We start from the raw sequence: 25246 nt of genomic DNA, 5'->3' as shown, positions 1-25246 counted from the left end.
CATCTCAGTTGCAGACGTCGCTGGTGCCGACCGATCCTTTGCCTATTCGACGATCCGAGGGAGGGAGAACGACGTGGGGCTCACCCTGTTCCCAGGAGACGGAGACACCAGCAGTCCCGACGTCGGCTGGTCCTACAGCGGCTTCGCTGCGTTCCGGCGGCAGCTGGCGCGAGCCGAAGGGTTCGATCTCGACGGGATGTGGGGCTTCGGCGGGGAACGCCCCTGGAGTGATGTCTCCACCTCGCTCGAACCCCTCCTCGATCGCCCCGACGACGGTGGAGGCGAGCTCTCGCCCGCTGAATGTGCTGCGCTCCTGCCCCGGCTTGAGGCGATCGTCGACCAGTGGCGAAATGAGGTCGGCGTCCCTCGGACACACATCGACGCGGCCCAACAGCTGACGGTTGTTCTGCGGCTCTGCGTCGCGAAAGACGTCGAGCTTCTCTTCCTCTGATGTCCGCGAAGCCGGGCTGGCCCTCACGCTCCCGCAGTTACGGGACAGCCCTTAGTCCGAGGATCTGGTCCAGCCGGTGGCTTCGAGACGGGCGGCGTCTGCGGGGCGGTCCTCGGTGAAGAGGAGGCGGGCCGGTTCCGCGACCCGGACGAGGTCCACGTAGACCCCGCGCCCCACGTACCGCCCGGTCGCGGTGTGACGGAAGCGGAGCCGGACCTCGCGGCCGGCCCAGGCTGCCGTGAGGGGGGCCTCCAGCCGGTGCCAGATCCGCCCGGACCAGCCGCCCACCGAGCCCCGGGGCCGGTTTTCGGGGGTGCCGCCGGTGGACCGCAGGGTGCTGAACGGCAGCGGCTCCCAGTGCTCCCCGTCGGGCGAGGCCTCCAGGTGCAAGGCGCCCTCGCCGGGCACGGTGTCCCACCAGACGGCGCAGCGCAGCCGGGCGTTGGCCGTCGCCGGGGTGAGCGGCGGCAGGGTCAGGGTGCCCGATGCGCCGGGAGTGGTCCCGGAGAACCAGGCCGGGCCGCCGTGCCTGGTGCGGACCGGGACGGCGCGGGCGAAGCGGTTGCCGACGGCGACCCGGGGCGCACTCCCGGCCCGCCAGGTGCGGACGGGGTGCACCGAGTTGCCGAGCAGGATCAGGAAGGAGTCGGTGGAGGGGTCGAGGACGAGGGAGGTGCCGGTGAAACCGGTGTGGCCGGCCGAGTGCGGTGTCGCCATCGCCCCCATGTACCAGTGCTGGTAGAGCTCGAAGCCCAGACCGTGGTCGTCGCCGGGGAAGGAGGTGTTGTAGTCGGTGAAGAGCAGTTCGACGGAGGCGGCGCGCAGGATCCGCCGGCCCGCGTACACCCCGCCGTCGAGGAGGGCCCGGGCGAGCACGGCCAGGTCGAAGGCCGTGCCGAAGACCCCCGCGTGACCCGCGACCCCGCCCAGCGCGTGCGCGTTCTCGTCGTGCACCTCGCCCCACACCAGCCCGCGGTCCAGCCCGGACCAGGGCGGGCGCTGCACCTCGGTGGCGGCCGTGACCCGGCGCCAGGAGCGCGGCGGGTTGTACCGGGTGCGCTGCATCCCGAGCGGAGCGGTGATCTCGTCGTGGAGCAGCACGTCCAGAGAGCGGCCGGTGATCCGTTCCAGGAGCAGCTGGAGGGTGATCAGGTTGAGGTCGGAGTACCGGTAGACGGTCCCCGGGGTCTCCTGCGGCTGCACCGACCACAGCAGCCGCAGCCGTCCCTCGTGCGTGGACTCCCGGTAGAAGGGCGCCCACGAGCGCAGCCCCGAGGTGTGCGTGAGCAGCTGGCGGACCGTGATCGCCTCCTTGCCGCCCCCGGTGAAGAGCGGCAGGTACCGGCGCACCGGAGCCTCAAGCTCCAGCCGTCCCCGCTCCATCTGCTGCACGGCCAGGATGGAGGTGAACAGCTTCGTGAGGGAGGCCAGGTCGAAGACGGTGTCCTCGGCCATCGCGATCCGCTCGGCCGCCGGGAACTCGCGCACCCGGTCGGTGCGCCCGTCGTAGTCCGCGTACCGCACGGCGTCGCCCATGGCGCGGTGCAGGGCGATGGTCCGGCCCCGGCCCGCCAGGACCACCGCTCCGGCGTAGTAGGGATGTTCGGGGGAGGGGCCCAGGAACCGGCGCGCCTCGTCCGCCACCCCTTCCAGGTGCCGGTCCAGCAGCCCGGCCTGGCGCGCGGAGCCGTACCGCAGGCGCAGGCCCTGGAGCGCGCGGCGCTCGGCCGGACCGCCGGCCGCCGAGCCCGCGCTGCCGGGCAGCGCCGCGTGCAGGACGAGCACCCCGCCGAGCGCGAGCAGCCGCGCGCCGAGCCGCCGCCGGCTCAGGCCGGGCGCCGCCCCGGACGAGTGACCCCGCCCGCCCGTGGTCCGCTCCGCTTCGTCCGTCGCCCGGTCGGCCCCCGTACCTGCCGCCATGCCCGGCCCTCCTGTCCGCTGTTCGAGTCCGCCTGCCGCGCCGCTCCGCGGGGATCCGCCCCGGACACCCGCGCCCCGGACACCCGCGCCCCGGACACCCGCGCCCCGGACACCCGCGCCCGAACTCCCGGGCCGCCACCGGGAGGCGGGCGTCGCTCCCGCCGCGCCGCACGTTAGTGGGTATCTGCCCGCCCGGTGGCCACCCTCCGCACCGACCGGCCCGTAAAGAATCTGACACTGCATCAGAAAATCTCTTCCCTCGACTGCCGGGCTGCGGCATCCTGCGGCCCATGGAGACGGAGCTGAGCAAGAAACTGGGAGTCGAGCACGCCATCTTCGGCTTCACGCCCTTCCCGGCGGTCGCCGCCGCCATCACCCGGGCGGGCGGGTTCGGCGTACTCGGCGCGGTCCGCTACACCGCGCCCGACGACCTCAAACGCGACCTCGACTGGATGCAGGCGCACACCGACGGCAAGCCCTACGGCCTCGACGTCGTCATGCCCGCCAAGAAGGCCGTCGACGGCGTCAGCGAAGCCGACATCGAGGCGATGATCCCGGCCGGACACCGCCAGTTCGTCCGCGACACCCTCGCCAAGCACCACGTGCCCGAGCTCGCCGAGGGCGAGGCCTCCGGCTGGCGGATCACCGGCTGGATGGAGCAGGTCGCCCGCAACCAGCTCGACGTCGCCTTCGACTACCCCATCAAACTCCTGGCGAACGCCCTGGGTTCCCCGCCCGCCGACGTCATCGCGCGCGCCCACGACCACGGCGTGCTCGTCGCCGCCCTCGCCGGCAGCGCCAAACACGCCCGCCGCCACGCCGAAGCCGGCATCGACATCGTGGTCGCCCAGGGCTACGAGGCCGGCGGCCACACCGGGGACATCGCCACCATGGTCCTGGTCCCCGAGATCGCCGAGGCCGTCGCCCCGCTCCCGGTCCTCGCCGCGGGCGGCATCGGCAGCGGAGAGCAGATCGCCGCCGGGCTCGCGCTCGGCGCCCAGGGCGCCTGGCTCGGCTCCCTCTGGCTCACCACCACCGAGGCCGACCTCCACTCCCGCGCCCTCACCGAGAAGCTGCTCGCCGCGGGCTCCGGCGACACCGTCCGCTCCCGCGCCCTCACCGGCAAACCCGCCCGCCAGCTGCGCACCGAGTGGACCGACGCCTGGGACGACCCGGAGGGCCCTGGCGCGCTCCCCATGCCCCTGCAGGGCCTGCTCGTCGCCGAGGCCGTCTCCCGGATCCAGAAGTACGAGGTCCAGCCGCTGCTCGGCACCCCCGTCGGCCAGATCGTCGGCCGGATGAACGAAGAGCGCAGCGTCCAGGCCGTCTTCGACGACCTGACGGCGGGCTTCGAGCGAGCCATCGACCGTGTCAACCGCATCGCCGGCCGAGTCCGAGAGGCGTGATCAGTGTGACCGACCAGCCCCCCAACGGCTTCTGGGCGCAGGCCGCCGCCGACCCGGAGCGGACCGTCCTCGTCACCCCCGAAGGCGAGGAATGGACCGCCGGCCGGCTGCACGCCGACGTCAACCGGCTCGTCCACGGCCTGCGCGCCGCCGGCCTGGAGAAGGGGGACGTCTTCGCCGTCGTCCTCCCCAACGGCGTCGAGTTCCTCACCGCCTACCTGGCCGCCTCCCAGGCCGGGTTCTACCTCGTCCCCGTCAACCACCACCTAGTCGGCCCCGAGATCGCCTGGATCGTCTCCGACTCGGGCGCCAAGGTCCTCATCGCCCACGAGCGCTTCGCCGACGCCGCCACCGACGCGGCCGACGAGGCCGCCCTGCCCGCGAGCCACCGCTACGCCGTCGGCACGGTCCCCGGCTTCCGCCCGTACGGGGAACTCCTGGACGGACGGCCCGGGACGGTGCCCGGGGAGCGCACCCTCGGCTGGGTCATGAACTACACCTCCGGCACCACCGGCCGCCCACGCGGGATCCGCCGCCCGCTGCCGGGCAAGCTGCCGGAGGAGACGTACCTCGGAGGCTTCCTCGGCATCTTCGGCATCCGGCCCTTCGACGGCAACGTCCACCTGGTCTGCTCGCCGCTCTACCACACGGCCGTCCTGCAGTTCGCGGGCGCGGCCCTGCACATCGGGCACCCGCTGGTGCTCATGGACAAGTGGACCCCGCGGGAGATGCTGCGCCTGATCGACCGGCACGCCTGCACCCACACCCACATGGTCCCGACCCAGTTCCACCGGCTGCTCGCCCTCCCGCAGGAGACCAAGGACGCGTACGACGTCTCCTCCATGCGGCACGCCATCCACGGCGCCGCCCCCTGCCCCGACCACGTCAAGCGGGCGATGATCGACTGGTGGGGCCGGTGCGTGGAGGAGTACTACGCGGCGAGCGAGGGCGGCGGCGCCTTCGCGACCGCCGAGGACTGGCTGAAGAAGCCGGGAACCGTCGGCAAGGCCTGGCCGATCAGCGAGCTCGCCGTCTTCGACGACGACGGCAACCGGCTGCCCCCCGGTGAACTCGGCACCGTCTACATCAAGATGAACACCGGCGGCTTCAGCTACCACAAGGACGAGGGCAAGACGAAGAAGAACCGCATCGGCGACTTCTTCACCGTCGGCGACCTGGGGCTGCTGGACGAGGAGGGCTACCTCTTCCTCCGCGACCGCAAGATCGACATGATCATCTCGGGCGGGGTGAACATCTACCCGGCCGAGATCGAGTCGGCCCTGCTCACCCACCCGGCGGTCGCCGACGCCGCCGCCTTCGGCATCCCGCACGCGGACTGGGGCGAGGAGGTCAAGGCGGTCATCGAACCGGCCGAGGGGTTCGTGGCGGGCGACGCCCTGGCCGCCGAGATCCTGCACCACTGCGAACGGCAGCTCGCCGGGTACAAGCGGCCCAAGACGGTCGACTTCATCGAGACGATGCCGCGCGACCCGAACGGCAAGCTGTACAAGCGCCGGCTGCGCGACCCGTACTGGGAGGGCCACGAGCGCGCGATGTGACGGGACGGATCGGATCCGGGCCCGGGCGTACGGCACCGCCCGGGCCGTGCCGTACGTCCGGCCCGCACCGGGTCAGCCCGTGAAGATCCAGCCCAGCTGGCCTCCGGAGGCCTGGCCCTCGCAGTTCGTGGTGTTCGACTCGAAGAACTCGCGGTGCTTGCCGACCATGCAGCGCATCAGCGGCAGCGTCCCCACGTCCGCGGGCTGGCCCGGGTGGAACCAGCCGAGCCGGGAGACGTAGGTCTGGCCCTCGCAGTTGACGTCGCCCGAGAGGAAGTTGTCCTTGCGGACGACGCAGTGGTACAGCGGGACCGTGCCCTCGCGCGGGCTCGTGTAGAGCTGGCCGAGGCTGCCCTCGACCGTGTAGCCCGGCGGCACGTTCCAGACGGTGCTGATGTGCTCGCCGTTCGGGCCGATCAAGCGGTTGAGGCTGCGCGTCGGCGCGCTCACCGCGGGCTCGCCGCTACAGGTGGCCTTGATCATGGCCTGCCAGTAGACCGCCGTGACCTGCTGGTAGACGGGGCCGTTGGTGACCCGGCACTGCGAGCCGGAGAAGCCGAACTCGGCGGCCTGCCGGCTCAGCGAGTCGTAGGCGGCGGCGGCCGCGATGTTCTGCGGGCCACCGCCGATACCGGTCAGGTGGACGTTCACCGGTCCGACGGCGGCCGCCGCGGCGGGGGCGGCGCCAGGGGCGGCCGAACCGGTGGCGGGCACGGCTCCGGCCGGTGCGGCGGCGGTCGCGGCCGCGGCCAGCGCGGCGGTCAGGGCGAGGAGGGCGGTGCGTAAGCGGGATGTGCGGCGCAAAGCGGATCTCCTGGTCGTCGGCCCCGGCATCGGTGGACGCCGAGGGGTGAGGCGACAGCGCATACCGCCCGATCGGCGGCATCGACGGCATTCCATCTGCTACCGGTCCTCAGGGGCCAGCCGCTCTTCGGCCGATCTCAGGTCGGACCTCGGCCGCCGCCGTCCGCCGACGGGGTCTCCGGGCCGCCGCCGGTCCCGGAGAGCTCGTGAGAAAGGCCACGTCAGAGCCTGCGGGGCGCGCGTTACGACGCACTGAAGGGATAGATCTGGCAAGTTGGCTGATATGAGTACGGCAACGCGCAGATCACCCCTGACCGACTGGACCGTCGTGGTCCCCGTGGTGGCGCTCGTCGCGCTCGTCTTCAGCTGGGGACGCGACCTGCCCGGATTCGCGGTCGTCCTGGTCTCCCTCTGCCTCGCGGGGGCGGTGCTGGCGGCCGTGCACCACGCCGAGGTCGTCGCCCACCGCGTCGGCGAACCCTTCGGCTCCCTCGTCCTCGCCGTGGCCGTCACCGTCATCGAAGTGGCGCTCATCGTCACCCTGATGGCCGATGGCGGCGACAAGACCTCCTCGCTGGCCCGGGACACGGTCTTCGCCGCCGTCATGATCACCTGCAACGGCATCGTGGGCCTGTCCCTGTTCGTCGGCGCCCTGCGCAACCGCGTCGCCGTCTTCAACGCCGAGGGCTCCGGGGCCGCGCTGGCCACCGTCGCGACCCTGGCCGTCCTCAGCCTGGTCCTGCCGACCTTCACCACCAGCAAGCCCGGTCCCGAGTTCTCCACCGCCCAGCTGACCTTCGCGGCCGTCGCCTCGCTCGCGCTCTACGGGCTGTTCGTCGCCGTCCAGACGGTCCGGCACCGGGACTACTTCCTGCCCGTGGACACCGCGCACGGCCGGGGCGGCCACCACGCCCACGGCCACCACGCCCACGGCCACCACGCCCACGACCACCATGCCGACGGCGTCGCCGGGCCGGCGGTGCCCCCGGGGGAGGCGGCGCCGGCCGCGTCCCCGGGGGAGGCCGCGCCGGCCGGATCGGTCGCGTCCGCCACGCCCTCGGAGGACGCCGAGCACGCCGAACCGCCCACCGCCCGCGCTGCCCTGATCAGCCTCGGCCTGCTGCTCGTCGCGCTCATCGCCGTCGTCGGCGACGCCAAGGCCGTCTCCCCGACCATCGAGCAGGGCGTCGCGAAGGCCGGTCTGCCGAACGCCGTCGTCGGTGTGATCATCGCGCTGCTCGTCCTGGCGCCCGAGACGCTGGCCGCCGTCCGCGCGGCACGCCGCGACCGCGTCCAGACCAGCCTCAACCTGGGCTACGGCTCCGCCATCGCCAGCATCGGCCTGACCATCCCGGCCATCGCGCTGGCCTCGGTCTGGCTCTCCGGCCCGCTCATGCTGGGCCTCGGCCCCATCCACATGGTGCTCCTCGCCCTGACCGTCGTGGTCAGCGCCCTCACCATCGCGCCCGGCCGCGCGACCCTGCTCCAGGGCGGGGTCCACCTGGTCCTGCTGGCCGCGTACCTCTTCCTGGCCGTCAGCCCGTGAGGGCCGCGGCCAGGAAGGGGCCGTCCGGGCTCACCTCCGCTCGCGCGGCCACACCACCTTCAGCTTCGGCGAGGTGAGGATGTCCCGCTCGCAGAACCGGGAGGTCACCCAGCGCTCCTGCGAGAACATCCGGGTCTGGTCGGCGTAGTACGGCGAGTTCGGGTTCGCCGACTGGCTGTACGTCAGCAGGGTGCGCGCCACCGGGCAGTGGCCGCCGTTCCAGCCGACCGCCTGGACGTGGCTGGAGCCGTGCAGCACCTCCGGATAGCCGCCGGCCGCCGCGTTCCATGGCGCCTCGATCTTGTTCCAGACGCCGAGCGCCTCCGTGCCTCCCCCCACCGGCAGCCTCGTGCCGCCGCGGACCACGAACTGGTGCTCGCCCAGCGGAGCGTCCAGCGCGCTCCCCGCCGCCTTCAGATCCGCCACGGCGTCCGCGAGCGCCCGCCCGATGCCGGGAGCCGCCTGGTTGAGCGTACGGGGGGTGCGGACCGGATCGGTCGCCGAGAACGGCACCAGCCACAGGTCCTTGGCCGGGGTCGTCGCCGTCAGCCTGCGCCAGAACCGGTCGAAGAGCAGCGCGCCGCGGCTGCCGCTGTCCGCCGTACGGTCCCAGCCCGCCAGCACCGCGCAGGCCGCGGACACGTCCACGGTCGCGCCGTCGCTCGCCGTCGCCTTACCGCCGGGCAGCGCGGCGCAGGCCTTCGCGGCGTCGGCCGCCGCCAGGTCACCGGCCGGCGCCCGGTTGGCGAACTGCTGCTTCTGCAGGTCGGCCACGGTCAGCCGGCCCTTCGCCGCCATCCCCGCGACGTCCTCGATCGCGCCGCGGGTGCGCAGCGAGCGCGGAGTGGCCACGTTGCCCCAGATCCGCTCGTAGCCGGTCAGCGGGCGCTCGGCGTTGGCCAGCCAGGCGCTGTCGTTGGAGTTCTCGGCGTACGGGGCGTCGCGCAGCGTCGGCGCCTTCCCCGGCCCGAACACCCCGGGCTGTACGGCGTCCGGGTCCGAGCCGAGCGCGCAGTCGCCGCGCGCCCCGTCGAGGACCGCCAGCCCGGAGGCCGGGTAGGTGGCCCGGCCCAGCGGGGTGGAGCAGCGGGCCGCGAGCTCGTCGGTGATCCGGGGGAGGACCTGGGACTGGGTGAACAGGGTGCCGCCCGCCGAGTCGGCCGCGACGGTGTTGACCCAGGGCAGGCCCTGGGTGCGCCGCAGGGCGTCCTGGATCCCGCCCACCGAGCGGGCCTTGCCCATGGCGAGCGCGGTGTCGGAGCCCCGCAGGTTCGCCGCGTTGGGGTCGTTCAGCGCGTACGCCGTACCGGCCGTCCAGGGCAGCGGCAGGCCCGGGCCGAGGTTCGAGACGACCGGTCCGTAGCGGGTCCACCACTGGGTGCGGGTCACCGGATCGCCGCCCGCCACCGGGACGGTGACGGTCCGCCCGGTCATCTTCTCCGGCACCCCGTCCACCAGGTAGGCGGTCGGGTCGACCGGGTCGAGGGTGAGCTGGTGCAGGCTGACGGGTGTGCCGGTGGCCACGGTGTGGCTCCAGGCCACCTTCTCGTTGAAGCCGATGTTGACCACGGCAGTGCCGAGCAGGGAGCCGCCCGAGACGTTCAGCTCCCCCGGGATGGTCTGCTGCGACTGCCAGAAGCGGCGCCCGCCCTGCCAGGGGTAGTGCGGGTTGCCCAGCAGCAGGCCGCTGCCGTTCGCCGTGGTGGAACCGGCGAAGGCGACCGCGTTGGAACCCATGTCGTAGCGGGTGGTGTCGAAGAACTCCCGCGCCGCCTCGGCCGCGGCCGCCGGATCGGTCTCCTGCGGCGCCGCCGTACGGGCCTCCGCGCCGGCCGGGCCGGCCGCGGGCGGCTGGGCGGCCGTGATGCCGTCGATCCCGCGGCCCTGGCCGCCGAGGACCGAGACCGCGAACCCGCGGGCGGCCACGTCGGTGGCGGTGACCGGGCGGACCCAGCCCGCGCCCTTGCAGGCGGGGTCGGTGATCTTGTTCTGGGCCAGCCACGCGTTGTATCCGGCGGCCCAGCCGCGCATCAGCTCCCGCAGGTCCTTGCCGGGGCCGGCCGGGGCGGGGGTGGCCAGCAGCTTCTCGACCGTGCCGGCCTCTCGTACGCCCTTGAAGTACAGGTCGCTGGTGAGGTTGCGGGTGGCGGAGGACAGGGAGCCGTCGGGCGCGGCCTCGGGGCCGAACCAGCGCGAGCGCTCTCCGGCGACGGTGACGAACCCGTCGGCGAGTACGCACACCTGGTCGGCGGCCTGGGCCCAGCCGGTGCCGAAGCCGAGGTGCGCGTAGTCGCGGGCGAGTATGTGCGGGATGCCGTTCTCCGTGTAGCGGATCACGGCGGACAGACCTCCGCCGGACGGACCTGTGTCCCCGGCGGCCGCGGCGGCCTGCGGTATCGCGGCCGTCGTGGCGAGCAGCGCGGCGCCGGTGAGGGCGACGCGGCGGAGTAGCGGGCGGGTGCGGAGCAACTTACCTCCCAAGTAGCCTGCGGATGAGCGAGGTTGCCCGTGTGGCGGGCGGTGCGTCCGTGCCCCCACACTCATGCAGGCTGCATGAAGGTCTGTCAACATCCCGTTTGGTATCCGAGCCGGCCCCGGCTCCGCCGGCTCCGCCGCGTCAGCTCCCTGCCGGGTCCCGGGGGGCGGGCGGAGGGGGGTCTTCCGCGGGGAGGTGGCCACGCCGCTCGAGGCGGCGGAGCGTGAGGTGCTCGTGGGCGAGGCGGCCGACGAGGGCGCCGCCGTAGACCACGAACCCGACGCCGACCAGCCAGGACTGAACGACCAGCAGGGTGCCGAACGGGCCGTAGGTCACCGCGTTGGAGGCGATCAGCGGGGAGAACACCAGCTGCGAGAAGACGCGCAGCCCCAGCAGCCCGATGCTCGTGGCCACCGCCCCGGGCACCAGCGCCCGCCAGCGGACCCGGCCGCCGAGCAGCAGCCGCTGGGAGGCGATGAAGAACAGGCAGGTGCCGAGCAGGTCGCCCGCCGTGCCCAGGATCGTGCCCACGACGTCGTTCGACGGGGCCGGGATCCCGACGAGCAGCGCCAGATAGCAGACCAGCAGGGCGAGCCAGACGACGTGCCGCCACATGGTGTGCCAGCGGGCGGTCGGCACGTCCCAGACCTTCTCGTAGCCGGTCTGCACGGCGGAGCCGAAGGTCAGGCCGAAGACGGCCAGGGCCGCCAGACCGAAGGCCGTGGTCCGTTCCAGCGCCAGGTCCGCCGCGCCGAACAGCATCTCGACGCGTGAGCGCGAGGACTCCGTCACCCCGAGGGCCTGGCCGAGCCACCGGCCGAAGCCGGAGCCGCTGCCGGGGGCGGCGGCCGCCACGACCACCAGCAGCGGCACCAGCGTGAGGAACCCGAGGGCCGCGAAACCCATTGCCCGGTGCATCAGCTCCATTTCCCGGCCGCGGCTCCAGGCCAGCCCCGCGAGGGAGCCCTGGAGCCGGTCGTAGAGCTGCCGCAAGAACGAGTTCACGCCGTATGCACTACCCGGGCGGCTCCGACGGCTCCCGGGCGCCGCCCCGAATTGGGCCCGAAGGGGTGGTTTCAGCCGTTGCGGCCCTCCTGTGGCGTGTTCCGGAGGTCCACCAGTCGCTTGATCTTGCCCACCGAGCGCTCCAGGGTCTCCGGCTCGACCACCTCGACCCGGACGGAGACCCCGATGCCCTCCTTGACGGCCCGGACCACGGCGGCGGCCGCGGCCTCCCGCCGGGCGCCGTCCGCTCCCCGCCGCGCCTCCACCCGCACGGTCAGGGCGTCCATCCGGCCCTCCTTCGTCAGCCGCAGCTGGAAGTGCGGAGCCAGACCGTCCGTCCGCAGCAGGATCTCCTCGATCTGGGTGGGGTACATGTTCACCCCGCGCAGGATGATCATGTCGTCGCTGCGGCCCGTGATCTTCTCCATCCGGCGGAAGGCCGGCCGGGCCGTGCCGGGCAGCAGCCGCGTCAGATCCCGGGTGCGGTAGCGGATCACGGGCATGGCCTCCTTGGTGAGGGAGGTGAACACCAGCTCGCCCGGCTCGCCGTCCGGCAGCACCTCGCCCGTCAGCGGATCGACCACTTCCGGGTAGAAGTGGTCCTCCCAGATGTGGAGCCCGTCCTTGCCCGACGCGAACTCCTGCGCCACGCCCGGCCCCATCACCTCGGACAGGCCGTAGATGTCCACCGCGTCGATCCCGAGCCGGTCCTCGATCTCCCGGCGCATCTCCTCGGTCCACGGCTCGGCGCCGAAGATGCCCGTACGCAGCGAGGTCGAGCGGGGATCGATCCCCTGACGCTCCATCTCGTCCAGCAGGGTCAGCATGTACGAGGGGGTCACCATGATGACCTCGGGCCGGAAGTCCTGGATCAGGCGCACCTGGCGGTCGGTCATCCCGCCCGAGGCGGGCACGACCGTACAGCCCAGGCGCTCGGCCCCGTAGTGCGCGCCGAGGCCGCCCGTGAACAGTCCGTACCCATAGGCGATGTGGACGACCTGCCCCGGTCTGCCGCCGGCGGCGCGTATGGACCGGGCCACGACGTCCGCCCACGTCGACAGATCCCGCTCGGTGTACCCGACGACCGTGGGGCGCCCGGTGGTGCCGCTGGACGCGTGGATCCGGCGCACCTCGGAGCGCGGCACGGCGAACATGCCGAAGGGGTACTGGTCGCGGAGGTCGGTCTTGGTGGTGAAGGGGAACCGGGCGAGGTCCGCGAGGGTGCGGCAGTCGTCGGGGTGCACTCCGGCCTTGTCGAAGGCCTGCCGGTAGAAGGGCACCCGGTCGTAGACGCGGTGCAGGGTCGCGCGCAGCCGCGACAGCTGGAGGGCTGCCAGCTCGTCGCCGCGGAGGCGCTCGCCTTCGTCCGCGCCGTGGAGGTCCCGGTCCTCGTTCGCCGCCATTGTCGCCACCCCGTCCTGAGTCACCCGACCGATCATTCGGTAGATTGCCAGCACCTCGCAGGGTAAGGCAATGACTCGAACGAGTGATCGTCTGATGTGACGGCCCCGCCGGTCCCTCCCGGCGGGGCTGGGTCGGGGCGGGGGCTACGGGGTGGTGTCGGCCGCCGTGGCCACGGATTTGGCCCAGCGGTAGTCCGCCTTGCCGCTGGGGGAGCGCTGGATGGCGGGGGCGATGACCAGCTGGCGGGGGATCTTGTAGCCCGCCAGCCGGGTGCGGCAGTGGGTCTGGATGTCGTCCAGCGTCGGCTCCGGTGCGCCCGGGCGGATCTGGACCACCGCCGCCACGTGGCTGCCCCACGTCGGGTCCGGGACGCCCGCGACCAGGGCGTCGTACACGTCCGGGTGGGACTTCAGCGCCTGCTCGACCTCCTCCGGATAGACCTTCTCGCCGCCCGTGTTGATGCACTGCGAGCCGCGCCCGAGCACGGTGACGATGCCCTGCTCGTCGACCGTGGCCATGTCCCCGAGCAGCACCCAGCGCTCCGCGCCCTTCTGGAAGAAGGTCTCGGCGGTCTTGGCCGGGTCGTTGTAGTAGCCGAGCGGGACGTGCCCGCGCTGGGCGAGGCGTCCCGGTTCGCCCACGGCGACCGGTTCGTGCGTCACCGGGTCCACCACCTGCGTACGGTCGTTGACCTCGAGGCGGAAGCCCTTCTCCGGGCCGGAGTCGTCGGTCGCCCGCCCGTTGGAACCCGACTCCGAGGAGCCGAAGTTGTTCAGCAGCAGCACGTTCGGCACGAGCCGCTGGAATTCGGCGCGCACCGTCTCCGACATGATCGCGCCGGATGAGGAGACGCTGAAGAGGGAGGACAGATCGGTGCCCTTCAGGGGGCCGTTCAGGGCGTCGATCAGGGGCCGCAGCATGGCGTCGCCCACCAGCGACACGCTGGAGACCTTCTCCTTCTCGATCGTCCGGAGCACCTCCTCCGGCGCGTACTTGCGGTGGATGACCACCCTCTGCCCGTAGTTGAAGGCGATGAACGACGTGAGCGTGGACGTGCCGTGCATCAGGGGAGGGGCCGGGAAGAAGGTCAGGCCGGCGCCGCGCGCGGCGACCCGCTCGGCCAGTTCCTCGGGCCGCTTCACCGGTTCGCCCGTCGGCTCGCCGCCGAACAGCCCGGCGAAGAAGAGGTCCTCGGCGCGCCACATGACGCCCTTGGGCATACCGGTCGTGCCGCCGGTGTAGATGATGAACAGGTCGTCGGGGCTGCGGGGCGGGAAACCGCGCTCGGGTGACCCGGCCGCCTCGGCGTCCGGGTACGCCACCGGCGCGATCGCGGGCTCGGGGGCTCCTTCGGGGGCCGTGCCGACGCGGATCAGGTGGCGGAGCCTCGTCGTCTGCGGCAGCGCGGCCGCGACCCGCTCGGTGAACTCGCCCTCGTAGACCAGCGCGGCGAGGTCGGCGTCGTTGTAGAGGTAGACCAGCTCCTCCTCGACGTACCGGTAGTTCACGTTCACCGGAACCAGCCGGGCCTTGAGGCAGGCCAGTACGGTCTGCAGGTACTCGATCCCGTTGTAGAGGTGCAGGCCCAGGTGTTCGCCGGGCTTCAGCCCGCTGTCCAGCAGGTGGTGCGCGATCCGGTTCGCCGCCGAGTCCAGCTCCGCGTACGTGAGGCGGCGCTCGGCGCCGGTCCCGGGGTGGTCCACGTACACGAGGGCCTCGCGGTCCGGGACCACGTCCACGACCGACTCGAACAGGTCGGCAAGGTTGTACTCCACCGTTCCTCCTGACCCTGGAATGTCCATGGCTGGTCTGCTCCGGCGGTCATTAGAGCCCCGCCGACCGCAAGTGGGAAGGGAGTCGTCCAAGAAAACTGACTGTGTGTCAGAAAACTATTGAACTGCACCCCCACCTACTGCAACCTGTTCTAGGTCTTGAGACGGGAGGACGGCAATGGGTGGGACGGAACACCTGACCGTGGAACGCCACGGCGCCACGCTGGTGCTCACCATGAACAGGCCCGAGGCGAAGAACGCGCTCTCGCTGCCGCTGCTGGTGGGGCTGTACGACGGATGGCTGGAGGCGGACGCCGACGACACGATCCGCTCCGTGGTGCTGACCGGCGCGGGCGGTGACTTCTGCGCCGGCATGGATCTCAAGGCACTGGCCGGCAAGGGCATGGCGGGCGACCAGTACCGGGACCGGCTCAAGGCCGACCCGGACCTGCACTGGAAGGCGATGCTCCGCCACCACCGGCCGCGCAAGCCGGTCATCGCCGCGGTGGAGGGGTACTGCGTGGCCGGCGGCACCGAGATCCTCCAGGGCACGGACATCAGGGTCGCCGGTGCGGGGGCGACTTTCGGGCTGTTCGAGGTCAGGCGGGGGCTGTTCCCGATCGGCGGCTCGACGGTGCGGCTGCCGCGGCAGATCCCGCGGACGCACGCCCTGGAGATGCTGCTGACCGGGCGGCCGTACTCCGCCGAAGAGGCGGCGCGGATCGGGCTGGTGGGAAGCGTGGTGCCGGAGGGTACGGCGCTGGCCGCCGCGCTGGAGATCGCGGAGCGGATCAACGAGTGCGGGCCGTTGGCCGTGGAGGCCGTGAAGGCCTCGGTCTACGAGACCGCCGGGCTGACGGAGTCGGAGGGCCTGGCATCCGAGTTGCTGCGGGGGTGGCCGATCTTCGATACCGCCGATGCGAAGGAGGGGGCGCGGGCCTTCGCGGAGAAGCGGCCCGCGGTGTACCGCCGGGAGTAGCTTCCCCGGCCCCGGGGCCGGGCCCCGGGGGATCGCCCTGTGCGGCGTCGGCTTCGCGGGTGTGTCCGGTGCGGCGCCGCTGCCGGGGGCGCCGCACTGGACCCCGCGCCTCAAACTCCCCCGGCCACCGCTGGGAGGTACCCCCAGGCGGGGCTGGAGTTCGGACCGGCCGGGGCCGGTTCTTGGTTCGTGAGTCGGTGGGCCGGAAACGGACCCGCCCCTAGGTCAATTGGAGTCTGTCGTGACAGCCCCCGCGTCCCCGCCCGAGGTGCTTCGGGCTCCGCTCGTCGTCGAGTTCCCCTTCACGCGGTCCCTCGGACCCGTGCAGTCCGCGTTCCTCACCGGACTGCGCGAAGGGGTCCTGCTCGGGGTGAAGACCTCCGACGGGACGGTGATGGTGCCGCCCGTCGAGTACGACCCCCGCACCGCCGAGGAGATCCGCGAACTCGTCGAGGTCGGCGCCACCGGCACCGTCACCACCTGGGCCTGGAACGACCGGCCCCGGCCGAACCAGCCCCTGGACACCCCCTTCGCCTGGGTGCTCGTCAAGCTCGACGGCGCCGACACCGCCCTGCTCCACGCCCTCGACGCCCCCGGCCCCGACGCCGTGCGCACCGGCATGCGGGTGCGCGTGCGGTGGGCGGCCGAGCGGTCCGGGGCGATCACCGACATCGCCTGCTTCGAGCCCCATGCCGACGCCGACGCCGACGCCGACGCCGACGCCGACGCCGACGCGGGCACCGGCGCAGGCACCGGTACCGGCACAGGCCGCGCCGCCCCGCACGACGGGGTGTTCGCGGAGCCCGTCACCGGCATCGTCGCCGAAGCCCGCCTGGACTACACGTACAGCCCGGGCCGCGCCCAGACCGCCTACATCGACGGCCTCTCCCAGCGCAAGACCGTCGGCGAGCGCTGCCCCTCCTGCCACAAGGTGTACGTCCCGCCGCGCGGCGCCTGCCCCACCTGCGGGGTCGCCACCACCGACCGGGTCGAGGTCGGTCCGGCCGGCACCGTCACCACCTACTGCATCGTCAACATCAAGGCGCGGAACCTCGACATCGAGGTCCCCTACGTCTACGCCCACATCGCCCTCGACGGCGCCGGCCTCGCGCTCCACGGCCGGATCGGCGGGATCCCGTACGACGAGGTCCGCATGGGCCTGCGCGTCGAACCCGTGTGGACCGAAGGCGGCCGCTACCCCGACCACTACCGCCCCACCGGCGAGCCGGACGCCGACTACGACGCGTACAAGGAGCTCATCTGATGCCCAGGACGAGCAGGCACGCACGCGACGTGGCCGTCGTCGCCTTCGCGCAGAGCGACCACCTGCGCCGTACCGACGAACTCAGCGAAGTCGAGATGGTCATGCCGGTCCTGCACCAGGTCCTGGCGCAGACCGGACTGAAGGCCGGCGAGATCGGCTTCACCTGCTCCGGCTCCAGCGACTACCTGGCCGGGCGGGCCTTCTCCTTCACCATGACCCTCGACGGGGTCGGGGCCTGGCCGCCGATCTCCGAATCGCACGTCGAGATGGACGGAGCCTGGGCCCTGTACGAGGCCTGGGTCAAGATCCAGACCGGCGAGGCCGACACCGCGCTCGTCTACTCGTACGGGAAGTCCTCGCCCGGTCCGCTGCGCGAGGTGCTCACGCGCCAGCTCGACCCCTACTACCTCGCCCCGCTCTGGCCCGACTCGGTCGCACTCGCCGCCCTCCAGGCCCAGGCCCTGATCGACGCGGGCGAGACGGACGAGGCCGCGCTGGCCGCGATCGGCGCCCGGAGCCGCGCGTCCGCCGAGGCCAACCCGCACGCCCAACTCAGCGGCGCCGTGCCCCAGGGCGACTACCAGGTCAGGCCGCTGCGCACCGGGGACTGCCCGCCCATCGGCGACGGCGCGGCGGCCGTGATCCTCGCGGCCGGGGACACCGCCCGCAGGCTGTGCGAGCGCCCCGCCTGGATCACCGGCATCGACCACCGCATCGAGGCCCACTCCCTGGGCCTGCGCGACCTCACCGACTCCCCGTCCACCCGGCTCGCGGCCGAGCGCGCCGGCGTGTTCGACGCGCCGGTGGACACGGCGGAACTGCACGCGCCGTTCTCCTCGCAGGAGGTCGTGCTCCGCAAGGCCCTCGGGATCGGCCCCGGCGACGGCGACAGCCCCGGCGACGGCGGCGGCCCGGGCGACGCCGTCGCCGTGAACCCGTCCGGCGGAGCGCTCGCCGCGAACCCGGTCATGGCCGCCGGCCTCATCCGGATCGGCGAGGCCGCCGCCCGGATCCACCGCGGCGAGTCCGACCGGGCCGTCGCCCACGCCACCTCCGGCCCCTGCCTCCAGCAGAACCTGGTCGCCGTCCTGGAAGGGGACCCCGTATGAGCACCTCGGGCAAGGAGCCGGTCGCCGTCGTCGGGATCGGCCAGACCAAGCACGTCGCCGCCCGGCACGACGTCTCCATCGCCGGGCTGGTCCGCGAGGCCGCGGCGCGCGCCCTCGCGGACGCCGAACTGACCTGGGCGGACATCGACGCGGTCGTCATCGGCAAGGCCCCCGACTTCTTCGAGGGCGTGATGATGCCGGAGCTGTACCTGGCGGACGCGCTCGGCGCGGTCGGCAAGCCGATGCTGCGCGTGCACACGGCCGGTTCGGTCGGCGGGTCCACCGCGCTCGTCGCCGCCAACCTGGTCGCGGCGCGCGTCCACCGCACCGTCCTCACCCTCGCCTTCGAGAAGCAGTCGGAGTCGAACGCCATGTGGGGGCTCTCGCTGCCGGTTCCCTTCCAGCAGCCGCTGCTGGCGGGCGCGGGCGGCTTCTTCGCCCCGCACGTACGCGCCTACATGCGGCGCACCGGCGCCCCGGACACGGTGGGTTCGCTGGTCGCGTACAAGGACCGGCGCAACGCGCTGAAGAACCCGTACGCGCACCTGCACGAGCACGACATCACCCTGGAGAAGGTCCAGGCCTCGCCCATGCTGTGGGACCCGATCCGGTACTCCGAGACCTGCCCCTCCTCGGACGGCGCCTGCGCGATGGTCCTCACCGACCGGGCGGGAGCGGCCCGCGCCCCGCACCCCGCGGCCTGGGTGCACGGCGGGGCCATGCGCAGCGAGCCCACCCTGTTCGCGGGCAAGGACTTCGTCTCCCCGCAGGCCGGCAAGGACTGCGCGGCCGACGTCTACCGGCAGGCCGGGATCACCGACCCGCGCCGGGAGGTCGACGCGGTGGAGATGTACGTGCCGTTCTCCTGGTACGAGCCGATGTGGCTGGAGAACCTCGGATTCGCGGACGAGGGCGAGGGCTGGAAGCTCACCGAGGCCGGGGTCACCGAACTCGACGGGGACCTTCCGGTCAATCCCTCGGGCGGGGTCCTGTCCACGAACCCGATCGGCGCCTCCGGCATGATCCGCTTCGCGGAGGCGGCCCTCCAGGTCCGCGGCCGGGCCGGGGAACACCAGGTCCCGGGAGCCCGCCGGGCCGTGGGGCACGCGTACGGCGGCGGGGCGCAGTTCTTCGCGATGTGGCTCGTGGGGGCCGAACCGCCGGCCTCCTGAACGCAACGGACCGCGCGCGGAGTGCCGGACCGGTCACGGGTGACTCACCGTGGCCTGTGCGGCACCCGCTGCGGTGGTTAACCTTGCCCCCGGACGACGTACCGGGAGGAGCACGCACGTGGCCGAGAGCATGACTTCACAGCCGCTGGCCGGCTGGGACAAGCCGGACCTCGATCTCACCGAGGCGCAGTGGCGCTCGAGCAGCCGGGGAGCGGGTGACGTTCAGATCGCCTTCGTCGAGGGCTTCGTCGCCATGCGCAACAGCGAGCGCCCCGAAAGCCCCTCGCTGATCTTCGCGCCGGACGAGTGGAACAAGTTCGTGCTGAACGCGCGGGGCGGGGAGTTCGACCTGACGTAGCGGGCCGCGCACCACCGGGGCCGCGAGCCGCCGCCCCGGTGGCAGGCGGCCCGTGGGTAGGCTGGCCGCATGAGCGGAGAGAGCGACCTGCGGAAGCTGCTGAGCGGCCTGCGGCCCGAACTGAACGAGGGCCGGTACGTGTTCTGCACCGTCCCGGGCCCCGCGGTCCCGCCGGGCACCGCACCGGTCGCCACCGTGCTGGAACCCGAGGGCCTCACCCTGGTCCTGCGCCAGGAGGACGCCGACGCGGCCGGCCTCGCCTACGACTACACGGCCGGCTGGATCACCCTGCGGATCCACTCCGCCCTCGACGCCGTAGGCCTCACCGCGGCCTTCGCCACCGAGCTCGGCGCACACGGACTGAGCTGCAACGTCATCGCCGGATACCACCACGACCACCTCTTCGTGGCGGCGGACCGGGCCGCCGAGGCCGTCGCCGTCCTGGAGGAGCTCGCGGCGCGTTCGGCGCAGGGCTGAATCTTTCCCGCGTGAGGCCCCCTCCCGGTGTGCGCGGGCGTACGCTGATCTTAGGAACAGGCCTGGGGGGTACCAGCCATGACGGACCGTCCGTCCCGTCTGAACCACAGACGGCGCACCATGATCGAACGCGAGGCCGAGCTCTCCCTCGTCGACGAAGCCCTGGAACAGCTCACCGGCCCCCCGCCGGACGCGGGCGGCGCACTGCTCGCCTTCTCCGGCGCCGCCGGCCTCGGCAAGACCACTCTCCTCGCCGAACTGCGCCGCCGGGCGCACGCCCGCTCCTGCACCGTCCTCGCCGCCCGCGGCGGAGAACAGGAGCAGAGCCAGCCCTTCCACGTCGCCCGCCAGCTCATCCAGCCCCACCTGGCCGGGACCTCAGAAGGGGACCTGCGCTCCGCCCTCGGCAGCTGGTACTCCATCGTAGGACCGGCCCTCGGCCTCTGCGCACCCGAACAGGGCGCCCCGCCCGACCCGCAGGGCCTGCGCGACGGACTCGACTGGGTCCTCACCCACCTCGTCGTCCAGCGCGCACCCGTCACCCTGGTCCTCGACGACGCCCACTGGGCCGACCCCGAGTCGCTCGGCTGGCTCGCGGCCTACGCCCCGCGCGCCGAGCACCTCCCGCTGCTCCTCGTCGTCGCCTACCGGCCCGACGAACTGCCCGCCCACGCCGACGCCTTCCGCACCCTGCCCGGCCGCGCCGGACAGCGCCCGCTGCACCTGGCGCCGCTCACCGCACCCGCCGTCGCCGCCCTGATCCGCGACGCGGTCGGCGACCACGCGGACGACGCCTTCTGCCGGGAGGCGTGGACCGTCACCACCGGCAACCCCTTCGAGGCCGTCGAACTCACCGCCAAGGTCCGGGACAAGCGCCTGCCGCCGGTCGAGGCCAACGCGCCGCTGCTGCGCGACCTCGCCGCCGCCCAGCGCGGCAGCGGGCTCGCCACCCGCCTCGAACGCCTCGGCCCGTCCACCGTCCGCTTCGCGTGGGCCTGCGCCGTGCTCGGCACCGACATCCCCAGGGAGCTCGCCGCCCGGGTCGCGGCCCTCGGCGCCGAGGAGGCCGTGGACGCCACCGCGCGGCTGCGCGACGCCCGCATCCTGTCGGCCGCCGTGACGGAAGACGCCGACGCCGGGCTGGAGTTCGTCCACCCGCTCATCGCCACCGCCATCTACCGCGCCATCCCCGACGCCCTGCGCGTGGCCCTCCACGGCAAGGCCGCCGCGGCCGTCGTCGACGCCGGACTCGGCTCCTCCGCCGCCGCCCGCCACCTCCTGGAGACCCACCCCGAGAACGACCCGTGGGTGGTACGGACCCTGCGGGAGGCCGCCGGCGAGAACCTCCGGGCCGGCGCCCCCGAGGCCGCCCGCCGCCAGCTCGCCCGCGCCCTGCGCGAACCCCCGGACTTCGACGAGCGCGCGGCCGTCCTCTACGAACTCGGCTGCGCCTCCCTGCTCACCGAGCCCGCCAACACCGTCAACCACCTCCGCGCCGCCCTCGCCGAGCCCGTCGACGATCCCGCGCTGCGCCAGGGCATCGTGATACGGCTCGCCCAGGTGCTGGCGCACAGCGACCGCCTCGCCGAGGCCTCCCAGGCCCTCGCGCGGGAGATCCCGTACACCCAGGACGTCCGCGCCCGGCTGCGCCTGCAGTCGGAGCAGTTCATGTGGGACGCCTTCAACGCCGCCGAACCCGATTCCCCCGCCCGGTCCCGCAGACTGACGCGGCTCGCGGACCGGCTGACCGGGCGCGACCTCACCGAGCGGTACGTCATCGGGCTGCGCGCCTGGGACGCCTGCCTGCGCGGGGAGCCGGTGGACGTGGTCCTGCACCACGCGGGGCGGGTGCTGGAGCAGGACTTCAGCTGGGCCCACGAGGACCGCGGCTTCGAGGTCCCCGTGCTCGTGGCCATGGTCCACATGTACGCCGACCGGCCCTGGCGGGCGGAGGAGCTGTTCGAGGCCGGCACCGCCGAGTTCGAGCGGCAGGGCTGGCGCGGGGCGCACCTCTCCTTCGCGTACGGCCTGCGCGCCTACATCCGCTACCGGCGCGGACGGCTCGCCGAGGCCGAGGAGCTCGCCCGGGCAGGCCTCCGGCTCGCCGAGCGCGTGGGCCGAGGCACGCCCGTGCACTGGTACAACATCGCCATCCTCATCACGACGCTGCTCGCCCGCGGCCGGACCGACGAGGCCTGGGAGCTCGGCCGGGAGCACGAGTTCGGCAAGCCCTTCCCGGCGGCGGTGGTCTTCCCCGACTCCCAGACCGTGTACGCCGAACTGCTGCTGGCCCGGGGAGACACCAAGGGGGCGGCCGCGGAACTGGAGGAGGTGGACCGGCGGCTGACCCCGCGCGGCATCCAGAACCCGGCGTGGTGCCCGTGGCGGCTGCACCTGGCCCGCGCGGTGGCCGCGGACGACCCTGACCGGGCGCGGGCCCTGGCCGCCGAAGCCGTCCGGCGGGCCCGGGCCTTCGGCGCCCCCTCGGGCATCGGCCAGGCCCTGCGCGTGGCGGCGGAGGTCGCCGCGCCGCACGACCGGCCCGCGCTGCTGCGCGAGGCCGTGGCCCTGCTCGCCGCCTCCCCGGCGGGATACGAACTGGCCTGCGCACTGGCCGCGCTGGGCACGGAGCTCGGCGATCCCGGACTGCTGGCCCGGGCGGTGCTGACGGCGCGGGAATGCGGGGCCGACGGCCTGGAGGAGCGGACCTCCCGGACCCTGCTGGGCCTCGGCGGTGCGCTGCCCGGCGGGGCCTTCGGGGCGGACGGGCTCACGGAGCAGGAGCTGGGGGCCGCGCGGGCAGCAGCCCGCGGCACCGCGCCGACCGCCGAGGGCCCGGAGCCCGACTGGGCGCTGTCGGCGGCCTGCCGCACCCTCGGCACCGACGTCTCTGGTCTGGGCGCCGCCGTGGAGGCGCGCGGACGGTGAGGGCGCCGTGCCGTGACCGGGTGTGCTCCGGACCGGGGCGGCCCCGGTCCGGAGGAAGGGCGCCGGGTCAGTTCACCGCGTACACGCCGAACAGGTCGACGACCAGGTCGGCGGACTCCCAGCCCCGGTTCCAGAAGTCGACGATGTCGTTCTTGCCGGTGCTCGCCTGGACCAGGTTGGAGACGGTGTCGCCCTTCGTCCAGTTCAGGTTGGAGGAGTTCGGGGGAGTCGGCCGGACGGCCGTGCTGTTGCCGTACTGGGCGCTGGTGTTCGGGTCCGGTGCGACCGTGAGGTGTCCGCTGCCCTGCGTGTTGGTCACCGTCGCGTTCATCACCGCGCCTGCGAGCCTGACGTCGGGCTTGAACACCGAGACGTACCGGTAGTCCTGCCCGTCGACCTCCCAGAAGTACTTCCGGGTGTCGAGCAGGCGCTCCGGCTCGACCGGCAGGTAGGCGGCCTTGCCGTCCGCGCTGTAGTAGCCGGTCACGTCGACGATCACGTCGGTCGGGCCCCAGGAGCCGTTGCGGACGTCGATCCTGCCGTCCGCGCCCACCGGCACGACGACCGAGTTGGCGACGGTCTGGCCGGCGGTGAAGTTCACGTTCGAGGTGATCGGCGCCTGCTGCCCGCTGGGGAAGGCGGTCAGGTGGCCGGCGTTCTTGGGCCCGGTCGTCGTGACCGTGAGCGCGACGGCGGTGATGCCCTGGGCCGGCAGTCCGCCCCTGCCCGCGATCTGGATGCCGACGGTGCTCTGCCCGGCGACCTGGCCCCTGGCCGCGCCCAGCCCGTCCCGGGTGTCGACGAGGCGGACCGGTTCCAGCGGGGTGAAGCCGCTCGCGGCGGTCTTCGCGAAGTAGCCCGTGACGTCCGCGACCAGGCTCACCGTGCCCGCGCTGCGGTTGGCCAGTTCGACGTAGCCGTCCGCGCCGACCGGGACGATCGCCAGGTTCGGCACCGACCGCCCCGCCGCGAAGTTGACGTTCGACGTGGTCGGCTGCTGGCTGCCGGACGCGTAGGCGATGACGTGCCCGTCGGCCGCGGCGTCGGTCACGGTGAGGTTCAGGGCCACGGCCGTCACACCGGCCGGGATCCCGCTGCTGCCGCCGACCTTCACCCGGGTCGTCCCGTAGGGCGCGACGGGCTGGGCCGAGGAGGTTCCGGTGCCGTCCCGGGTGTCCAGCAGCCGGGTGGGCGTGTGCGGGGTGAACTCGGACCCCGCGACGAGGACGTCCTCGGACTTGGTCACGGACTCCTTGGTGCGCAGATCGGTCGCCGTGACCGTGACCTTGTAGGTGCCGACCTTGGCATACCTGTGCGAGAAGTCCAGGAACTCGTCCGTGACGGACGTTCCGGGCGCGGAGACCTGCCCGTCGCCCCAGTCGACGACGACGTCGAACACGTCGATGCCGTCACTCGACACCCAGGTGGACAGGTCCATGGTGTGCGCGCCCTTGGTGCGCTTGACCATGCCCACCCAGGCATCGGAAGCCGCGGCCCGCGAGGATCCGGCCGGCGCGGGATCGGCCGCGTGGGCCACTCCGGGTGCGACGAGACCGACGGTTGCCGCGACGGCGGCGGCGGAGAACATGACGCGGCGACGGTGCACCGGCCCCCCAGTGTGTTGAACTTGTTCATAAAGGTCGTGATCAGATTACCCTGCGGTCACAGCGGCCCCCTGCGGCCCCCACTCGTGCGCCGGCGCAGGTTGGGCGGCCGCGCCGGCGGGGCAGGGTGACCCCATGGAACACGCCCAGCGGATCTCCCTCTTCCGGAGCGAGGCGGCCGCATTCGCGCAGGCCGTCCGCCGAGCCCTGGACCCCGGCGGGCCCCCGCCGCTGGTCCCCTCGTGCCCCGACTGGTCGGTGTCCGACCTCATCGGGCACCTCGGGGGAGTCCAGCGCTACGTCGACCACGTCCTGTGCGAGCGCCTCCAGGAGCGGCCGGACCCGAGCGACCTCTCCCTGTACGGGCTCCCGGCCGACCCGGCGGCGCTGGCCGCCTGGCCGCGGCCCGAGCGGGCGCCGAACCGGGAGCCGGTCCCGGACGCGCTGACGGCCTGGTACGCGGAGGGCGCCGAGCAGCTGGCGACGACGTTCGGCGAGGTCGGGCCGGACCTGCCGGTGTGGACCTGGGGGCCCGAGCGGACCTCCGGATTCTGGCTGCGGATGCAGGTCATCGAGCTGGCCGTGCACCGCTGGGACGCGGAGTCCGCGACCGGCACCCAGGCGCCCCTCGATCCGGCCCTCGCGACGGACGCCGTGAGCCAGAGCTTCGAGGTGATGGCGCCGGCCCGCCGCTCCTGGTGGTCGTCCCCCGCCGGAAAGGGGGAGCGCTACCGCTTCCGGAGCACCGACGGCCCGGAATCCTGGACGGTCGTCTTCGCGGGGGACGAGATCCTCCTGGAGCCCGGATCCACCGCCCCCGTGGACGTCGAGGCCGAGGGTTCCGCCTCCGACCTCGCACTCTTCCTCTGGGGCCGGGTCACCGCCCCCGCCCTGAAGGTCACCGGCGACGACGCGCTCCTCGCACACTGGTTCACCCTGGTCCCGTCGGTGTGACGGGCCCGGCGGGGAGGCGGCCCGGCAGGGCGGGGGGAGGGAGGCCCCGATGCGGGGC

At 73.3% G+C, this 25246-nt stretch carries 19 protein-coding genes; 12 read left to right on the top strand and 7 right to left on the bottom strand.

The window, feature by feature from the left end; all coding sequences use genetic code 11:
* Nucleotides 1-73: 73 nt before the first annotated feature.
* Nucleotides 74-451, top strand: a complete 378-nt coding sequence (locus tag ACTVZO_RS04345) for a hypothetical protein (RefSeq protein WP_443297074.1) — start codon at nucleotides 74-76, stop codon at nucleotides 449-451.
* Between the two features lie 51 nt (nucleotides 452-502).
* Here the strand turns inward: ACTVZO_RS04345 and ACTVZO_RS04340 are convergent, their stop codons facing one another.
* On the bottom strand, nucleotides 503-2371 hold the full coding sequence (locus ACTVZO_RS04340; protein ID WP_443297073.1) for a serine hydrolase: 1869 nt from the start codon (nucleotides 2369-2371) through the stop codon (nucleotides 503-505).
* A gap of 290 nt (nucleotides 2372-2661) precedes the next feature.
* On the opposite strand from ACTVZO_RS04340, the gene ACTVZO_RS04335 reads away from it, so the two are divergent.
* Entirely contained in the window at nucleotides 2662-3777 is a 1116-nt protein-coding gene (locus tag ACTVZO_RS04335) for an NAD(P)H-dependent flavin oxidoreductase (RefSeq protein WP_443297072.1), read from the top strand.
* Between the two features lie 5 nt (nucleotides 3778-3782).
* Nucleotides 3783-5336, top strand: a complete 1554-nt coding sequence (locus ACTVZO_RS04330) for an acyl-CoA synthetase (RefSeq protein WP_443297071.1) — start codon at nucleotides 3783-3785, stop codon at nucleotides 5334-5336.
* Nucleotides 5337-5408: 72 nt separating this feature from the next.
* On the opposite strand, the gene ACTVZO_RS04325 is transcribed toward ACTVZO_RS04330, so the two are convergent.
* On the bottom strand, nucleotides 5409-6140 hold the full coding sequence (locus tag ACTVZO_RS04325) for a hypothetical protein (RefSeq protein ID WP_443297070.1): 732 nt from the start codon (nucleotides 6138-6140) through the stop codon (nucleotides 5409-5411).
* A 283-nt stretch (nucleotides 6141-6423) separates the two neighbouring features.
* On the opposite strand from ACTVZO_RS04325, the gene ACTVZO_RS04320 reads away from it, so the two are divergent.
* Nucleotides 6424-7686 carry a calcium:proton antiporter gene (locus tag ACTVZO_RS04320; RefSeq protein WP_443297069.1) on the top strand — a complete coding sequence of 421 codons (1263 nt, stop codon included), beginning with the start codon at nucleotides 6424-6426 and terminating at the stop codon, nucleotides 7684-7686.
* Between the two features lie 30 nt (nucleotides 7687-7716).
* Here the strand turns inward: ACTVZO_RS04320 and ACTVZO_RS04315 are convergent, their stop codons facing one another.
* The 4 genes from ACTVZO_RS04315 to ACTVZO_RS04300 form a co-directional block, all read right to left on the bottom strand.
* The gene (locus ACTVZO_RS04315; RefSeq protein WP_443297068.1) at nucleotides 7717-10155 is read right to left on the bottom strand and encodes a penicillin acylase family protein; all 2439 of its coding nucleotides are present in this window, start codon (nucleotides 10153-10155) and stop codon (nucleotides 7717-7719) included.
* A 148-nt stretch (nucleotides 10156-10303) separates the two neighbouring features.
* Nucleotides 10304-11089 (bottom strand): YhjD/YihY/BrkB family envelope integrity protein, encoded by a 786-nt coding sequence (locus ACTVZO_RS04310; protein WP_443303042.1) that lies wholly within the window; start codon nucleotides 11087-11089, stop codon nucleotides 10304-10306.
* 149 nt (nucleotides 11090-11238) lie between these two features.
* Nucleotides 11239-12570: a phenylacetate--CoA ligase PaaK gene (paaK, locus tag ACTVZO_RS04305; RefSeq protein WP_443297067.1), complete on the bottom strand. Its 1332-nt coding sequence runs from the start codon at nucleotides 12568-12570 to the stop codon at nucleotides 11239-11241.
* Between the two features lie 144 nt (nucleotides 12571-12714).
* Nucleotides 12715-14346 (bottom strand): acyl-CoA synthetase, encoded by a 1632-nt coding sequence (locus tag ACTVZO_RS04300; protein WP_443297066.1) that lies wholly within the window; start codon nucleotides 14344-14346, stop codon nucleotides 12715-12717.
* A gap of 175 nt (nucleotides 14347-14521) precedes the next feature.
* Between ACTVZO_RS04300 and ACTVZO_RS04295 the strand changes: the two genes are divergently transcribed.
* The 7 genes from ACTVZO_RS04295 (at nucleotide 14522) to ACTVZO_RS04265 (ending at nucleotide 22630) form a co-directional block, all read left to right on the top strand.
* Nucleotides 14522-15322: a crotonase/enoyl-CoA hydratase family protein gene (locus ACTVZO_RS04295; protein ID WP_443297065.1), complete on the top strand. Its 801-nt coding sequence runs from the start codon at nucleotides 14522-14524 to the stop codon at nucleotides 15320-15322.
* Nucleotides 15323-15563: 241 nt separating this feature from the next.
* Entirely contained in the window at nucleotides 15564-16586 is a 1023-nt protein-coding gene (locus ACTVZO_RS04290) for a Zn-ribbon domain-containing OB-fold protein (protein WP_443297064.1), read from the top strand.
* Nucleotides 16586-17695 (top strand): thiolase domain-containing protein, encoded by a 1110-nt coding sequence (locus ACTVZO_RS04285; RefSeq protein WP_443297063.1) that lies wholly within the window; start codon nucleotides 16586-16588, stop codon nucleotides 17693-17695. Before ACTVZO_RS04290 ends, ACTVZO_RS04285 begins: the two co-directional genes overlap by 1 nt.
* Nucleotides 17692-18867, top strand: a complete 1176-nt coding sequence (locus ACTVZO_RS04280) for a thiolase domain-containing protein (RefSeq protein WP_443297062.1) — start codon at nucleotides 17692-17694, stop codon at nucleotides 18865-18867. The genes ACTVZO_RS04285 and ACTVZO_RS04280 overlap by 4 nt, the downstream gene beginning before the upstream one ends.
* 130 nt (nucleotides 18868-18997) lie before the next feature.
* Entirely contained in the window at nucleotides 18998-19225 is a 228-nt protein-coding gene (locus tag ACTVZO_RS04275) for a DUF397 domain-containing protein (RefSeq protein ID WP_406368685.1), read from the top strand.
* Nucleotides 19226-19294: 69 nt separating this feature from the next.
* On the top strand, nucleotides 19295-19702 hold the full coding sequence (locus ACTVZO_RS04270; RefSeq protein ID WP_443297061.1) for an ACT domain-containing protein: 408 nt from the start codon (nucleotides 19295-19297) through the stop codon (nucleotides 19700-19702).
* Between the two features lie 120 nt (nucleotides 19703-19822).
* Nucleotides 19823-22630, top strand: coding sequence for an ATP-binding protein (locus ACTVZO_RS04265; RefSeq protein WP_443297060.1), 2808 nt, complete (start codon nucleotides 19823-19825; stop codon nucleotides 22628-22630).
* 67 nt (nucleotides 22631-22697) lie between these two features.
* Here ACTVZO_RS04265 and ACTVZO_RS04260 read toward each other — a convergent pair whose 3' ends face one another.
* Nucleotides 22698-24236, bottom strand: a complete 1539-nt coding sequence (locus ACTVZO_RS04260) for a hypothetical protein (RefSeq protein WP_443297059.1) — start codon at nucleotides 24234-24236, stop codon at nucleotides 22698-22700.
* A 133-nt stretch (nucleotides 24237-24369) separates the two neighbouring features.
* Here ACTVZO_RS04260 and ACTVZO_RS04255 point away from each other — a divergent pair, with 133 nt between their 5' ends.
* Nucleotides 24370-25188, top strand: a complete 819-nt coding sequence (locus ACTVZO_RS04255) for a maleylpyruvate isomerase family mycothiol-dependent enzyme (protein WP_443297058.1) — start codon at nucleotides 24370-24372, stop codon at nucleotides 25186-25188.
* Nucleotides 25189-25246 lie beyond the last annotated feature (58 nt).

Source organism: Streptomyces sp. IBSNAI002 (assembly GCF_052244475.1).
GTDB lineage: Bacteria > Actinomycetota > Actinomycetes > Streptomycetales > Streptomycetaceae > Streptomyces.
This window is presented reverse-complemented; position numbering and strand designations above follow the sequence as displayed.

Bases quoted from the DNA above. Each gene is read 5' to 3' on its own strand.
- ACTVZO_RS04320 (WP_443297069.1), top strand. From the start codon at position 6,424: ATGAGTACGGCAACGCGCAGATCACCCCTGACCGACTGGACCGTCGTG.
- ACTVZO_RS04335 (WP_443297072.1), top strand. From the start codon at position 2,662: ATGGAGACGGAGCTGAGCAAGAAACTGGGAGTCGAGCACGCCATCTTC.
- paaK (WP_443297067.1), bottom strand. From the start codon at position 12,570: ATGGCGGCGAACGAGGACCGGGACCTCCACGGCGCGGACGAAGGCGAG.
- ACTVZO_RS04295 (WP_443297065.1), top strand. From the start codon at position 14,522: ATGGGTGGGACGGAACACCTGACCGTGGAACGCCACGGCGCCACGCTG.
- ACTVZO_RS04340 (WP_443297073.1), bottom strand. From the start codon at position 2,371: ATGGCGGCAGGTACGGGGGCCGACCGGGCGACGGACGAAGCGGAGCGG.
- ACTVZO_RS04255 (WP_443297058.1), top strand. From the start codon at position 24,370: ATGGAACACGCCCAGCGGATCTCCCTCTTCCGGAGCGAGGCGGCCGCA.
- ACTVZO_RS04265 (WP_443297060.1), top strand. From the start codon at position 19,823: ATGATCGAACGCGAGGCCGAGCTCTCCCTCGTCGACGAAGCCCTGGAA.
- ACTVZO_RS04310 (WP_443303042.1), bottom strand. From the start codon at position 11,089: ATGGAGCTGATGCACCGGGCAATGGGTTTCGCGGCCCTCGGGTTCCTC.
- ACTVZO_RS04285 (WP_443297063.1), top strand. From the start codon at position 16,586: ATGCCCAGGACGAGCAGGCACGCACGCGACGTGGCCGTCGTCGCCTTC.
- ACTVZO_RS04275 (WP_406368685.1), top strand. From the start codon at position 18,998: ATGACTTCACAGCCGCTGGCCGGCTGGGACAAGCCGGACCTCGATCTC.
- ACTVZO_RS04280 (WP_443297062.1), top strand. From the start codon at position 17,692: ATGAGCACCTCGGGCAAGGAGCCGGTCGCCGTCGTCGGGATCGGCCAG.
- ACTVZO_RS04270 (WP_443297061.1), top strand. From the start codon at position 19,295: ATGAGCGGAGAGAGCGACCTGCGGAAGCTGCTGAGCGGCCTGCGGCCC.